This window comes from Nocardia grenadensis, from assembly GCF_050942415.1.
Taxonomy (GTDB): Bacteria; Actinomycetota; Actinomycetes; order Mycobacteriales; family Mycobacteriaceae; genus Nocardia; species Nocardia grenadensis.
In genome coordinates this window covers 1,041,355-1,055,616 of the sequence record NZ_CP192054.1, presented here as the reverse complement: position 1 = coordinate 1,055,616, position 14,262 = coordinate 1,041,355, and the positions used below count along the sequence as shown (strand labels likewise).

The 14,262-nt window shown below is 68.4% G+C and carries 12 protein-coding genes and 1 tRNA gene; 4 read left to right on the top strand and 9 right to left on the bottom strand.

What is annotated here, in order from left to right; translation table 11 throughout:
* Positions 1–6: 6 nt before the first annotated feature.
* The 7 genes from rpmE to argS form a co-directional block, all read right to left on the bottom strand.
* Entirely contained in the window at positions 7–234 is a 228-nt protein-coding gene (gene rpmE, locus ACQPYS_RS04665; RefSeq protein ID WP_058854887.1) for a 50S ribosomal protein L31, read from the bottom strand.
* Positions 235–584: 350 nt separating this feature from the next.
* Entirely contained in the window at positions 585–2,675 is a 2,091-nt protein-coding gene (gene rho, locus ACQPYS_RS04660) for a transcription termination factor Rho (RefSeq protein ID WP_433491780.1), read from the bottom strand.
* 312 nt (positions 2,676–2,987) lie between these two features.
* Positions 2,988–3,935 carry a homoserine kinase gene (thrB, locus tag ACQPYS_RS04655; RefSeq protein ID WP_063035883.1) on the bottom strand — a complete coding sequence of 316 codons (948 nt, stop codon included), beginning with the start codon at positions 3,933–3,935 and terminating at the stop codon, positions 2,988–2,990.
* 26 nt (positions 3,936–3,961) lie between these two features.
* On the bottom strand, positions 3,962–5,023 hold the full coding sequence (gene thrC, locus ACQPYS_RS04650; RefSeq protein ID WP_030522408.1) for a threonine synthase: 1,062 nt from the start codon (positions 5,021–5,023) through the stop codon (positions 3,962–3,964).
* A 77-nt stretch (positions 5,024–5,100) separates the two neighbouring features.
* A complete protein-coding gene (locus ACQPYS_RS04645) occupies positions 5,101–6,462 on the bottom strand; it encodes a homoserine dehydrogenase (RefSeq protein ID WP_431941044.1) in 1,362 nt (453 codons plus the stop codon).
* A gap of 23 nt (positions 6,463–6,485) precedes the next feature.
* Entirely contained in the window at positions 6,486–7,901 is a 1,416-nt protein-coding gene (lysA, locus tag ACQPYS_RS04640) for a diaminopimelate decarboxylase (RefSeq protein WP_431941045.1), read from the bottom strand.
* Between the two features lie 58 nt (positions 7,902–7,959).
* Positions 7,960–9,618, bottom strand: coding sequence for an arginine--tRNA ligase (gene argS, locus ACQPYS_RS04635; protein WP_063035843.1), 1,659 nt, complete (start codon positions 9,616–9,618; stop codon positions 7,960–7,962).
* A 91-nt stretch (positions 9,619–9,709) separates the two neighbouring features.
* Between argS and ACQPYS_RS04630 the strand changes: the two genes are divergently transcribed.
* The 3 genes from ACQPYS_RS04630 to ACQPYS_RS04620 all read left to right on the top strand — a co-directional run bounded on the left by ACQPYS_RS04630 (position 9,710) and on the right by ACQPYS_RS04620 (position 11,545).
* Positions 9,710–10,648: a DUF3105 domain-containing protein gene (locus ACQPYS_RS04630; RefSeq protein ID WP_063035842.1), complete on the top strand. Its 939-nt coding sequence runs from the start codon at positions 9,710–9,712 to the stop codon at positions 10,646–10,648.
* Positions 10,648–11,379 carry a DUF305 domain-containing protein gene (locus ACQPYS_RS04625; RefSeq protein ID WP_084480598.1) on the top strand — a complete coding sequence of 244 codons (732 nt, stop codon included), beginning with the start codon at positions 10,648–10,650 and terminating at the stop codon, positions 11,377–11,379. Before ACQPYS_RS04630 ends, ACQPYS_RS04625 begins: the two co-directional genes overlap by 1 nt.
* Before the next feature lie 93 nt (positions 11,380–11,472).
* Positions 11,473–11,545, top strand: a tRNA-Arg gene (locus ACQPYS_RS04620).
* Positions 11,546–11,883: 338 nt separating this feature from the next.
* On the opposite strand, the gene ACQPYS_RS04615 is transcribed toward ACQPYS_RS04620, so the two are convergent.
* Positions 11,884–12,435, bottom strand: coding sequence for an FAD-dependent monooxygenase (locus ACQPYS_RS04615; RefSeq protein WP_433491779.1), 552 nt, complete (start codon positions 12,433–12,435; stop codon positions 11,884–11,886).
* A 105-nt stretch (positions 12,436–12,540) separates the two neighbouring features.
* Positions 12,541–13,572, bottom strand: coding sequence for a hypothetical protein (locus ACQPYS_RS04610; protein WP_063035839.1), 1,032 nt, complete (start codon positions 13,570–13,572; stop codon positions 12,541–12,543).
* A gap of 161 nt (positions 13,573–13,733) precedes the next feature.
* Between ACQPYS_RS04610 and ACQPYS_RS04605 the strand changes: the two genes are divergently transcribed.
* Positions 13,734–14,258, top strand: coding sequence for an Rv0361 family membrane protein (locus ACQPYS_RS04605; RefSeq protein ID WP_157107184.1), 525 nt, complete (start codon positions 13,734–13,736; stop codon positions 14,256–14,258).
* Positions 14,259–14,262 lie beyond the last annotated feature (4 nt).

Sequence of the window (14,262 nt, the reverse complement as noted above, 5' to 3'; positions counted from 1 at the left end):
GAAAAGCTAGTTGGCGTCGGCCTTCTTGGCACGCTTGCCGTAGCGGGCCTCGAAGCGGGCCACGCGACCACCGGTGTCCAGGATCTTCTGCTTGCCGGTGTAGAACGGATGGCACTGCGAGCAGACCTCGACGGTGATGTGTCCCGATTCCTTGGTGGAGCGGGTCTGGAAGGTATTACCGCAACCGCAGACCACCGTGGTGTCGACGTAGGTCGGGTGAATTCCTGCCTTCATGGGTGTCCTCTCGATATTGGTCGCCGGGTCGCTCGGGCATCTGCGCCGAACGTGAACCGGAACCGACTTCAGGCGGGATTGTCTGCGCGATTCGCAGACGCACGGCGGCCCAGTATGCCAGAATCACCGATGCCTGCTGAAACGCCCCCACCCCGGGATTTGTTCCGAGCCTCGCGGTGACCCACCCCTACGCCACCTCCGCAGACCAGCGGATCACGCCCCCGGAAACCACCGAGCGGGTCGACCTTCGGAAAGGGTCGACCCGCTCGGTGCCGAGTCCGGCGAGGCCCTTGAAGGGACCTCAGGGGCCTCGGGCCCGCGGCGCCCAAGGCGCCGCGAACAGGCACAGCTCATTCGTCGAGGGCACCCGGGGCGGTCTTGGAGACCTGCATCAGGAACTCCAGGTTGTTCTTGCTCTTGCGCAGGCGGTCGATCAGCAGGTCGATCGCCTGGTGGGAGTCCAGACCGGACAGGACACGACGCAGCTTGTGCAGCACCGCGGCCTCGTCCGGGTTGAGCAGCAGCTCGTCCTTACGGGTACCGGACGGGTTGACGTCCACCGCGGGGAACACGCGCCGCTCGGCGATCTTGCGGTCCAGTTTGAGCTCCGCGTTACCGGTGCCCTTGAACTCCTCGAAGATCACCGTGTCACCGGTCGAACCGGTTTCCACCATGGCGGTGGCGATGATGGTGAGCGAACCGCCGTTCTCGATATTGCGCGCCGCGCCGAGGAACCGCTTGGGCGGGTACAGCGCGGTGGAGTCGACACCACCGGACAGGATGCGCCCGGAGGCCGGCGAGGAGTTGTTGTACGCGCGGCCCAGACGGGTGATCGAGTCGAGCAGCACCACGACGTCCTTGCCCATTTCGACCAGGCGCTTGGCCCGCTCGATGGCCAGTTCGGCGACCGAGGTGTGGTCGGACGGCGGCCGGTCGAAGGTGGAGGCGATGACCTCGCCCTTCACCGAACGCTGCATATCGGTGACTTCTTCGGGACGTTCGTCGACCAGCACCACCATGAGGTAGCACTCGGGGTTGTTGATCGCGATCGCGTTGGCGATGTCTTGCATGATCGTGGTCTTACCGGCCTTGGGCGGGGACACGATCAGCGCACGCTGGCCCTTACCGATCGGCATGATCAGGTCGATCACCCGGGTGGTCAGCTTGTTCTGCTGGGTTTCCAGGCGCAGCCGCTGGTTCGGGTACAGCGGGGTCAGCTTGTTGAAATCGGGGCGGCGCTTGGCCGAATCGATTTCGGCGCCGTTGACGGTGTCCAGCCGCACCAGCGGATCGAACTTCTGCCGCTGGTTGCTCTGCTCGCCGTCACGCGGCGCGCGGACCGCACCGGTGATCGCGTCACCGCGGCGCAGGCCGTTCTTCCGGACGAGATTCATCGAGACGTAAACGTCGTTCGGCCCGGCCAGGTAGCCGGAGGTCCGCACGAACGCGTAATTGTCCAGTACGTCGAGGATGCCCGCGACCGGCTGGAGCACATCGTCTTCGCGGATCTCGGGCTCGCGCGATTCACCGCCGCCGCCGTCGCGGTCGCGACCCCGGCGACGCTCGCGGAACCGGCGGCCACGGCGGCCCCGGCCGCCTTCCTCGTCGTCGCCACCGCGATCGCCGCCGCCCCGGTTACCACCGGACCCACGCTGATCGCCGCCCTGACCCTGCTGGCCCTGGTTGCGGTCGCGACGGCGTTCGCCCTGCTCGCCGTCCTTGCTGTCCTTGCTGTCCTTACCGTCCTGCTGCTTGACGGTGTCGCTCTTCGCGCCGTCCTGCTGCTTGGCATCCTCGCCGGCCGGCTCGCCGTTCTTGGGCTGCTGGTCGCGGCCACGACGCTGGCGGCCACGACCGCGCTGGCCGGAATCGCGGCCCGAATCCTCGGCACCCTCGGCCGGCTTGTTGTCGGCTCTGCCGGACTTGGCGCCGGATTCGGTGTCCGCGGCAGTGCCTGCGGTGCCGTTGGCGGTCGCCGAACCGTTGGTGGCGGCCTGCTCGGGCTTGCCCTTGTCCGCGGCCACGGAGTCCTTGTTCACCGCGGTGTCGGCGGCGGGCGCTTCGACCGCCGGAGCCGACGCGGCGGCGGGCGCGGCCTCGACGGCAGGCGCCGCGGTCCCGGCCTCGGCAGACTGGTCAGCGGTTTTACGTTCTTTGGCAGCCTTCGCGCGGGTGCTGCGCTCCGCGGCGGCGGGTCTGCCGGCCTGGTTTTCCTTGATGGCGGCGATGAGATCACCCTTGCGCATACCGGAGGTGCCTCGAATTCCGAGTTCCCCTGCCAGTGCGCGCAACTGCGGCAACAACATTCCAGTCAGCCCCGATCCGATGTCGGTGTTCTCGCTCATCTTCGAAGAAATCTGTCCGGAGTCACTTTCGCGATTGCCCGAGGGTTCGGAGTCGGATTCCACCCCGGGTGTCGCGAGCAGGTCCGTATCTGTCACGGAGATCCTTTCCTTCCCTCGATGGCCGTGTGCTGTGTCGAGGGTTCGTTCCGTAGCCCGATCTCGCTGCCGGACTCGGATTTGTAGCCGTATCGCCTGCCCCTCCGGGACCGGGTGCTTCGCCACCGCTGGAAAAGGTGGAAGAGATCATTCCAGTTGAGTGGCTGCGCGGCACCCCCATGGCATGAGGGCTCGAGCCTGGAGCCTGCTGGAGCGATTGCCCTGATGAAGCACCGGCGTCTGATGCGCGCGATGTACGGACCTGCCCAGGATAGCGGGCGAGTACGAAGGTCGGCAAGGCGGACGCGCCCGTCAGCTGATCTGCACGCCTTCCGCGATGCCCGGCTCGATGACCCGGAGCCCGTCCGCAGCGGCCCGCAACCGTAGCTCTTCGGGAAACGGGCAGGTCAGAAGAGCGAGCACGGTCGGTCCCGCGCCAGAGACGGTGGCCGCGATGCCGGCATCACGCAATCGCTGGATCCAGGCGGTGGTCAGCGGCAGCGCGGGGGCACGCTGGGTCTGGTGCAACCGGTCCGCGGTGGCCGGCAGCAGCAGGTCCGGGCGCTGGGTCAGCGCGACCACCGCAAGCGCGACCCGGCTCACGTTGAACGCCGCGTCCCGGTGCGGCACCAGTTCGGGCAGCAGCCCCCGGGTCTGCGCGGTGGAGGACCGTTCCTCGGGGACCAGGACCACCGGATGCACCGTGGGATGCGCGTCGAGGCGAACCGCCCGGTAGAGGCGTTGCGGGGCGCCGATATCGGTATCCGGGCCGGGGCCGGTCTCGGTCCAGGACACGACGATTCCACCGAGCACACTGGCGGCGGCGTTATCGGGGTGGCCTTCGAATTCCGCGGCGAGCTGCACCAATTGATCGGTGTCCACCACCAGGGACGGATCGAATCGCGCGGCCAGCGCTCGCCCGGCGGCCAGCCCGCCGACCACGGCCGAGGCGGAGGAACCCAGCCCGCGGGAATGCGGAATCGCGTTCCGGCACAGCACGTCCAGGCCGTCCGCCCAGATGCCCGCCGATTCCAGCCCGCGTTCGATCGCCCGCACCACCAGATGCTGTGGCCCCCAGGCCACCTCGTCGGCGCCTTCCCCCTCCATCCGGATGTTCAGGCCGGAATCGGTACTGCGCACCTCGATCTCGTCGTAGATCCCCAGGGCCATACCCAGCGAATCGAAACCTGGCCCCAGATTCGCGGTGGAGGCCGGCACCCGGACCGAGACCGTGATACCGGCCGGCAGAGTCGGAGCCACGAGCCGGCTTTCACGCGTATCCACCGTCAGGCCAGTTCGAGTCGTGCGGCCACGGCGACCGGGTCGACCTGGATGGCCTGCACCTCGGGCATACCGAGCAGGGCGGTATCGGGGTCCTTCAGACCGTTTCCGGTGACCGTGCAGACCACCGTCTGTCCGGGTTCCAGCCAGCCCTCGGCGTGGGCGGCCAGCACACCGGCGACACTCGCCGCCGACGCGGGCTCCACGAAAACGCCTTCTTCGGCCGCGACCAGACGATACGCGTGCAGGATCTCCTCGTCGGTGGCCGCACGGAACGCACCGCCGGATTCCTCCTTGGCCGCCACGGCGCCGTTCCAGGAGGCGGGCGCGCCGATCCGGATGGCGGTCGCGATGGTCTCCGGGTGGCTGACCGGGGCACCGTTGACCAGCGGGGCCGCTCCGGCCGCCTGGACGCCCAGCATGCGGGGTAGCGTTTCGGTCACGCCATCGGCCCGGTATTCGCGGTAGCCCCGCCAGTAGGCGGTGATGTTTCCGGCATTGCCCACCGGCAGCGCGTGCACATCGGGGGCCCGGCCGAGCACATCGCAGATCTCGAAGGACGCGGTCTTCTGTCCCTCGATCCGCGCCGGATTCACCGAGTTCACCAGGCCGATGGACGGGAAGTCCGAGGTGACCTTGCGGGCCAGTTCCAGGCAGTCGTCGAAATTGCCCTCGACCTGGATGACCTTCGCGCCGAGCATGACGGCCTGGGCCAGTTTGCCCATGGCGATCTTGCCCTGCGGGATGAGCACCGCGCAGGTCATTCCCGCACGGGTGGCGTACGCCGCGGCCGACGCGGAGGTGTTACCGGTGGAGGCACACAACACCGCCTGCTGACCGCGGTATTTGGCATCGGTCATGGCCATGGTCATCCCGCGGTCCTTGAACGAACCCGTCGGGTTGGCACCCTCGACCTTCAGGTACACCTCGCAACCGGTGAGCTGCGACAGATGCGGTGCGGGGACCAGCGGGGTCCCGCCTTCGAAGAGGGTGACCGGTTCCCAGTCGGCCGCGCCCGCGAGACGGTCGCGGTAGGCAGCGATGAGCCCGGGCCAGCGGGAGTGCACTCCCGCCTGCGGGGCGACGCCGCCGGAGGGCCCACCCGTCGCGGAGCCCGCCACCGAATCGCTGCGCGATGCTGTTGTCATTCTTCGGTGCCTTCCAATCTCAGAACGCTGGTGACAGATGTGACGGATTCCATACCCGACAGCGCGGCGACGGTCTCCGAGAGAGCCGCCTCGGTCGCGAGGTGGGTCACGACCACCAGCCGCGCCTTGTCGTCGTGCCCCTCCTGCCGGACCGTCGAAATACTCACTCCGTGGTTGGAGAATTCGCCGGCCACCCTCGCCAGTACGCCGGGACGGTCTTCGACCTTGAGATTCACGTGGTAGCGAGTGGGAGTGTCGCCGATCGGCGCGATCGGCAGCTCAGCATAGACCGATTCACCCGGGGCCCGGCCACCGAAGAATTTGTTACGGGCAGCCATCACCAGGTCACCGAGTACGGCCGAGGCGGTGGGCGCCCCGCCGGCGCCCTGCCCGTAGAACATGAGCCGACCGGCATTCTCGGCCTCCACGACCACCGCGTTGAACGCTCCGGTCACCGCGGCCAGCGGATGCTTACGGGGGATCAGCGCCGGATAGACCCGCACCGACACCCGGTCCTTGCCACCTTCGGCCGGGGTGGGCTCGCCCACACCCGCCGGTACCCGCTCGCAAATCGCCAGCAGTTTGACGGTGCAGTCCAGCGCGGACGCGGTTTCCAGGTCCTCGGCGGTGATCGTGGCGATGCCCTGGCGGTAGACATCGGCGGCCGTCACCCGGGTGTGGAAGGCCAGCGAGGCCAGGATCGCCGCCTTCGCGGCGGCGTCGTAGCCCTCGACGTCGGCGGTCGGATCGGCTTCGGCGTAGCCGAGGCGGGTCGCTTCCGCGAGGGTGTCGCCGTAGTCGGCACCCGTCTCGTCCATGGCCGAGAGGATGAAGTTGGTGGTGCCGTTGACGATGCCGACCACCCGGTTCACCCGGTCGCCGGACAGCGACTGGATGAGCGGCCGCACCACCGGAATCGCGCCGGCCACCGCGGCCTCGAAATACAGGTCGGCGCGGCTGCGCTCGGCAGCCGCGGCAAGTTCGCCGGTGTAATCGGCCAGCAGCGCCTTGTTGGCGGTGACCACGGACTTCCCGGCATTGAGTGCGGCCAGGATGAGTTTGCGGGCCGGATCTATACCGCCGATCACCTCGACGACCAGGTCGACATCGGGCCGGGCCACCAGGGCCTCGGCATCCGTGGTCAGCAGTTCGGCGGGGAGCCCGCGGTCGCGGTCGAGGCTGCGCACCGCGACTCCGCGCAGGGTCAGCGGCGCGCCGACCCGCGACTGCAGGTCGTCGGCGTGATCCCGCAGGATCCGCACGACCTCGCGGCCGACATTGCCCATACCCAGTACCGCGATACCGATCGGGCGGTCCGGACCCCATCGCCCCGGTACCACTTCGGCCGCCTCTGGCATGCTCGCCCCTTTCGTCGCGTCCATCAGACCTCCAGGCCGAGCAGGTCCTCGACCGTTTCCCGGCGCAGGATCAACCGGGCCGCGCCGTCGCTCACGGCGACGACGGCGGGACGGGTCAGCAGGTTGTACCGGCTCGACATGGAGTAGCAGTAGGCACCGGTACCGGCGACCGCGATGAGGTCCCCCGGGCCCGCGTCGGCCGGCAACCAGGTGTCACGGATGATGATATCGCCGCTCTCGCAGTGTTTTCCGACAACGCGGGCGACCACCGGCGGCGCCTCGGAACCACGGGACACCAGCTGGCAGTGGTAGTCGGCCTGGTAGAGCGCGGGCCGGATATTGTCGCTCATCCCGCCGTCCACACTCACGTAGCGGCGGCGCAGGCCGCCATCGAGCGAGACATCCTTGATGGTGCCCACCTCGTAGAGGGTCACGGTGCCGGGGCCGGCGATGGCGCGGCCCGGTTCCACCGCGATACGCGGCACGGGCAGCCCGGCGCGTTCGGCCTCGCGGGCCACCAGTGCGCGGAGTTTCTCGGCGAACAGGTCCAGCGGCGGCGGATCGTCGGAGGGCAGATAGGAAATACCCAGACCGCCGCCCAGATCGAGCAGCGAAATCTGCGAGGTGCGCTCGACACCGAATTTGTCGACCGCTTCGCGCAGCAGACCCAGCATCCGGTGCGCGGCGATTTCGAAACCGTCGATTTCGAATATCTGCGATCCGATATGGCTGTGCAGCCCGACCAGCCGCAGATTATCGGCCTCGAACACCCGTGCCAGCGCTTCCATGGCATCGCCACCGGAAATGGAGAAGCCGAACTTCTGGTCCTCGTGCGCGGTGGAGATGTATTCGTGGGTGTGCGCCTCGACACCGACGGTGACCCGGACCAGGACGTCCTGCACGACCCCGGCGGCACCGGCGACGGCGTCCAGCCGGTCGATCTCGATCAGCGAGTCGACGACCACGTGGCCGACTCCGGCCGCCACCGCGGCCTCCAGTTCGGCCACCGATTTGTTGTTGCCGTGCAGGGCGATGCGCCCGGCCGGGAAGCCGGCGTGCAGCGCGACGGCGAGTTCACCGCCGGAACACACGTCCAGCGAGAGTCCTTCGTCGCGGATCCAGCGCGCGATCTCGCCGCACAGGAACGCCTTGGAGGCGTAATGGACTCGCGAATCGGCCCCGAACGCGCGCACCATATCGCGGCAGCGGGAGCGGAAATCGTCCTCGTCCACCACGAATAGCGGCGTTCCGAACTTCGCGGCGAGTTCGGTGACGGGTACGCCCGCCAGCCGGACCACCTCGTCGGCGCCGCGGCTGGCGTTGCGCGGCCACACCTGCGCGGGCAGGTCGATCAGTTGCCGCGGATCGGCCGGGCGTTCCGGCAGATTCGGGGCGTGCGGTATCTCGGCGTGCCGGGGCCCGGCGGGATGGACACTCATCGGTCTTCCTTCCTCGTCCACTGCCGGAACAGTCGGTCGATGCGATTGCCGGGCGCGGTCACATCCGCTCCGGGGCGGTGACGCCGAGCAGGGCCAGGCCGTTGGCCAGCACCTGGCGAGTGGCGTTCACCAGCACCAGACGGGCGGCGTTGACCGGCGATACGGCTTCGTCGCCCAGCGGCAGCACCCGCAGGGCCTTGTTGGTCTGGAACGGGTGGTAGGCGCCGGCCAGTTCCTCCAGGTACCGCGCGATGCGGTGCGGTTCCCGCAGAGTCGCCGCACTCGCCACCACCCGCGGGAACTCACCGATGGTGCGGATGAGCGCGCCTTCGAACTCGGAGTCGAGAAGGGCGAAATCCGGTGTCACCGTGTCATATTCGAATTCGGCGGCATTGCGCGCGATGGACGCGGCACGGGCGTGCGCGTACTGCACGTAGTACACCGGGTTCACACTGTCCTGTTTGGCCCACAGGTCCAGGTCGATATCGATGCTCGAGTTCACCGAACTGCGCACCAGCGAGTAGCGGGCGGCGTCGACGCCGATGGCCTCCACCAGATCGTCGAGCGTGACCACGGTGCCCGCCCGTTTACTCATCCGCACCGCCACTCCGTCGCGCAGCAGGTTCACCATCTGGCCGATGAGCACCTCGACGCTGTCGGGGTCGTCACCGAACGCGGCGGCCGCGGCCTTCAACCGGCCGATGTAGCCGTGATGGTCGGCGCCGAGCATATAGATGCACAGGTCGAAACCGCGCGACCGCTTGTCCTGCAGGTAGGCGATATCGCCGGCGATATAGGCGGCGTTCCCGTCGCTCTTGATGACCACGCGGTCCTGATCGTCACCGTACTCGGAGCTGGCGATCCACCAGGCGCCGTCCTTCGAGTACAGGTCACCGGAATTCTTCAGCGTGTCCACCGCGCGTTCCACCGCCCCCGAGGCGAACAGCGAACTCTCGTTGAAATACACATCGAAATCGGTGCCGAACTCGTGCAACGTTTCCTTGATGTGCGCGAACATCAGTTCCACGCCCTCGGCGCGGAACAACTCCAGCCGCTTCTCCGGTTCGAGCTCGGCTGCGCCGGGATGGGCGGTGACGATCCGGTCGGCGATCTCGCCGATATAGGCGCCCGCGTACCCGTTATCCGGAGTCGGCGCGCCGGTGGCGGCGGCGACCAGCGATTCGGCGAACCGGGTGATCTGGGCGCCGTGATCGTTGAAGTAGTACTCGCGGGTGACGTCGGCGCCCTGCGCGGCCAGGATCCGGCCCAGCGCATCGCCCACCGCCGCCCAGCGGGTCCCGCCCAGATGCACCGGGCCGGTCGGGTTGGCGGAGACGAATTCCAGGTTGATCTTCGTACCGGCGAGCGCGGCGCCGGTGCCGTAGGCGGCCCCGGCCGCACGCACCTGCTCGAGCACCACGCCCTGGGCGGACGCCGCAACCCGGATATTGAGGAAGCCGGGCCCGGCGACCTCCGCGGCGGCGACGGCCTCGGTATCGCTCAGCGCCTCGGCGAGCCAGCCGGCCAGCTCCCGTGGGCTGGTCCCGGCCTTCTTCGCGACCTTCATCGCTACATTGGTGCTGTAGTCACCGTGCTCCGGATTCCGCGGACGCTCCACATCGACCGTATCGGGCAGCACCGCGGCATCCAGTCCACGTTCGGCGAGGACCTTCGCCGCGGTGGCGTGAAGGAGATCTGCAAGGTCGGCTGGAGTCACGAGTCTCTATCCTATGGTCCGAGTGGGTGCGCGCCGCGAGTGGGCACCGCAGCTCGGCACTGTTCATCGACGTGGAAAGACTGGGACCGGTATGCCGAACAGGACGAGCGCCAAATCGGCGAAGGCCGTGAAGGCGGCGGGCAAAGTCGCGGGTGCGCGCGCGGGCAGCAACAGGAACAAGGGCAAACCGCCGATCACGCAGCGAATCCCCTGGCTCACCGTCGGCGCGGTCGTGGTACTCGTCGGGCTGGTCGCGGCGCTGGCGGTGAACCTGGTGCCCAAGTATCAGGAGAAGGCCGCCCTGGAGAAGTTCACCCCCTCGGAGCAGCAGAAGGACCCCTCCGACCAGATCGAGGGTGTGGTGAAGAAGGAGTACCCGGCCGGTCTGCACGTCGACGCGACCAAGCGGGTGGCCTACGACCAGACCCCGCCGTTCGGCGGCCCGCACGACTCCTCCTGGGCCAACTGCATGGGCACCGTCTACGACAAGGCGCTGCGCGACGAGAACGCGGTGCATTCGCTCGAGCACGGCGCGGTGTGGATCACCTACAACCCGGACAAGGTCGACCAGGCCGGGATCGACACACTGAAGAAGAAGGTCGAGGGTGAGCAGTACATGCTCATGTCGCCGCACCCCGCCCAGGAAGCCCCCGTCTCGCTGCAGTCCTGGGGGCATCAGCTCACCGTGAACAGCGCCGACGACGAGCGGATCGGTCAGTTCATCACCGCGCTGCGGCTGAACAACTTCGCCTACCCCGAGGTCGGCGCGGACTGCGCGACGGTCGCCTTCGACACCCAGAACCCGCCGCCCTACGACCCGAGCGAACCGGGCCCCGACGCCGTGCCGATGGACGGTGCCGGCCTGCAGCCCGACCTGGGCGAACTCGGTGGGATGGGGATGCCCGGCGGCGGTCTCCCGGGCGGGCTGCCCGGTGGTATCCCGGCGATCCCGGGGATGCCCGGCACCCTGCCCGACCAGCAGGCACCCGGCACTGTGCCCGACCAGCAGGCACCCGGAGCCGGACAGTAATGCCGGAAACGGAAACCCCCGAGTCCGGGCGGCGGCCCGAGTCCGGGCTTCGCGCGCAGCTGCGCGGGCAGCGCACCCCGTTGCTGATCATCGCCGCCATCGCGCTGCTGGTGGTCGGATTCGGTGCGGGTGTGCTGCTGTCACCGGACGAGTCCGGCAGGCCCGCGCCGACTCCGGTCGATATCGGATTCGCGCAGGACATGTCGGCCCATCACACCCAGGCCGTGGAGATGTCGGGAATCGCACTGCTGGGTTCGGCCGATCCCGCGGTGCAGCGCCTCTCCTACGACATCCTGACCACCCAGCAGAGCCAGATCGGCCGGATGCAGGGGTGGTTACAGATGTGGGGCGCCCCCGCGCGCGGCACGGACGGCTACATGGGCTGGATGCACGACACCGGGCACGGTGACGACCAGCACAGCGGCGGTCACGACCACGGCTCCGGGGCACACGGGGCCGGGGCCGTGGCCGCGATGCCGGGTATGGCGAGCACCGAGGACATCCAGCGGCTGCGTGACGCGCGCGGCGCCGATCTCGATGTGCTGTTCCTGCAACTCATGCTGCGCCACCACCAGGGCGGGGTCCCGATGCTCGAATACGGCGCCGAACACGCCGAAACCGGCGAGATCGGCATCCTGGCCGGGCAGATGCTCGCCGCGCAGCAGGGTGAGGCCCGGCTCATCACCGATATGCTCGCCGCTCGCGGCGGCCGGCCACTGCCCCTGAACTGAACCGCCACCACTCGTTTTGGCCGCATCGGCGATGATGCGATACGCTGTGGTCCGCCCGATCGACCGGTTGCCGGTTACACCGGGCGGATCCCCGCCCTCGTAGCTCAGGGGATAGAGCGTCTGCCTCCGGAGCAGAAGGCCGCAGGTTCGATTCCTGCCGAGGGCACGCACGAGCAAGGCCCCCGACCAGCTGGGTTCTGGTCGGGGGTCTTTCTCGTTTTCGGCCGGCCCGGATGTCACGAGTGGGTACGCCCCCCGCACGAAGTATTCGCCGGCGCCGCCCGGCACAGCGTTCCAGGTACGCGGGTGAACCCCGAGCGGTGGCGCCGCCGACCTGCTCGGACCACACTTCCGGTCAGCGGGCTTTCTCCACCGGGCACCGCCCGCCGCGGAGATCGATCGCCGGAGGGCGGCCGCTATCCGTTCCTCCGTCACCGGCCGGGGCGGATGCCGGGCATCATCCCGAACATCCCCTGCAGCATTTCCGAACCCCTCGGCCGGCGGCTAGTTGTTCGCGCGCCGGATCGAGCGCTGGACGAGACCTCGGATACCGGGGAGTTGAATGGCGCGCAGCATGAGATCCCCGGCCCAGACATGCGCACGAATGGGTGGGACGAATCGGCCGATCCCTTTACGAGCGAGAGCTTGCCGCTTGCGGACCTCCGGACGCAGCGATTGCTCCCAGGAGTCGAGGGCGGCGGTGAGGTCGTCACCGTGGGCCGTGAGGGCGGTACCGAGCCGATCGGCGCCGTCGAGGGCCAGGGCCGCGCCGTAGCCGGCGAAGACCGTGACGCACCAGGCAGCATCACCCAGGAGTACGACCCGGCCGCTGCTCCACCGGTCGATGACGATCTGGCCGACCGAGTCGAAGTAGGCGTCGGTCGGGTCGGCGGCGACTTGCCGAAGGGCTTCGGCCACTCCACGCCCCAGATCACCGAATGCCGCGGTGAGCGCCGGTACGGCGCCGCGAGCCAGCTCGGCCGCCGGGTCGGGGCTGCGGTAGGTGAAGAACGCCGAGGACCCACGGCCGCCCGGGCCGCGCGCCCGGTAGGGCACACCAGGTAGCGCAGGCAGGTGCGAACCGGATTCTCGTAGTCGTCGAAGGCGACCGCCGGCGCGAACGGGCACGACTCCGCCATGTTGTCCGGCCACGACCACCGGTCAATCCAATGAATTCGCCAAACGCGCGTGCAGATCCAGCAGTTCCGGGATCTGGGCGGCCGGTCGGCGGCCGAAACCGCATTCGGTCGCGATACCGAACTCGGGCACGAACTCGGCCGCGGCCTTGATGCGGCGGCGAGCACCATCGAAACCATCAGAGGCGTGCACCAAGCCCAGGAAGAGTGTGGTCTCCGGTGCTGTCGCCAGCCCCGCGAGCGGGGCGAAGTACGCAGCGTCCGTGCGCCCCTTCGGGACGGGCAGGTGGACCCAGTTCAGCCGACGCTTCAGCGCGGTAGCCAAACCGGAGGCCACATCCACCAGTTTCGAGGAATCGGCGGGTTCGACGAAATGCCGATGACCGAAATCGCCGTAGCAGAGGTGATAGCCCAGCTCCGCCCCGGCGGGAACCGCATCACCGAGACGGGAGAGCCGCTCGATCACGCCGCCCAGCCGGGCGGGATAGTCGTCGCCGAACCAACACGGAAAGACGCCTTCGAATAGAGCGAATTCGACGGGCGCGTCCCATTGGATCGCCAGATCCTCATGGGGAATCGCCGAGGTGATCTGATCCAATTCGGCCAGGATCGCCGCCTCGTAACGGATCTCCAGTTCTGCCTGAGGGCCCGCGACGAACGCGCCGATCACCGAGATCGGGGTCGGCAGGCTCACCTGGAATCGGACGCCGGGCCGGAGCACACCCTGCGCGCGGAGCTGTTCGAACACCTGCCATGATGCGCGCGCGGCCTGCGCATACCCGAGCGCGCCGAAATCGATTGTCGCTGCTTCGTTTCCCGGCGCCGGCTGCACCCGCTCGCTCGGACCGTACTCCGGGCTGGGCGGCGGCACGGTGACAAGGTTGGGGTGCGCTTGCAGCCTGGGCAGCTGCCACACCACGAAGTTATCGCGCTCTCCGGTCTCACCGTCGGGGATCCGGGTGATATGCCCGCCCAGACGGATAGCGACCTGAGTGAAGACCGCCGCGGCGTCGGAGAGCGGCACACTGCCGCAAAGATGGACACCGCGACCGGACATAACACTTACCTCCACCTATTTCGGATACCGCCGGAAGGAGTGTAGGGCGAGTCGGCGCCGTTGCGCGCGCGGATCACTCGGCCACGGTGACCTGCGGGGCCGGACAGCGACGCGGGACGTGTCGTAGTGTTCGGAGGATCCCCCGGGAACGGAGAAAAGTTTTGACCCAGCCACCGGCAGGCCCGCCCCCGAACGAGCCGCGGCCGCCCGAGAGCGCCCGGCCCACGCGGAAGCGGCGCCTCATCGTGGGCGCGGTAGTGGCCGCACTCGTGGTCGTCGCAGCCCTCGCCGCCGTGGTGGTGCCGACTCTGCAGGGACGCACCCCACTGTCCTCCGACGACCAGCAGATCGAGGCCTCGCTGCGCGAGTTCTACGGCACGCTCAGCGACGACGGTTTCGCGGCCGCCACCGGGTTGGCCTGCAAGGCCGATCGGGACGATTTCGATGCCATGTCGGATGCGGAGAAGTCCGAGGCCGAAAAGCTCGGATTCACCGTCGATATCGACTCGGTCGACAATATCGTCGTCACCGATGACCACGCGAAAGCCGAGATCAAGGGTAAGTTCAGCCTGTCGGCACCGGGCGGGGGCGACGACGAGCAGATGGACGACCGTTCCGAAGAGAGTCTCGTGAAAGAGGACGGCGAATGGCGGGTCTGCTCCTCCTCCGACAGCACACCGCAATAATCGA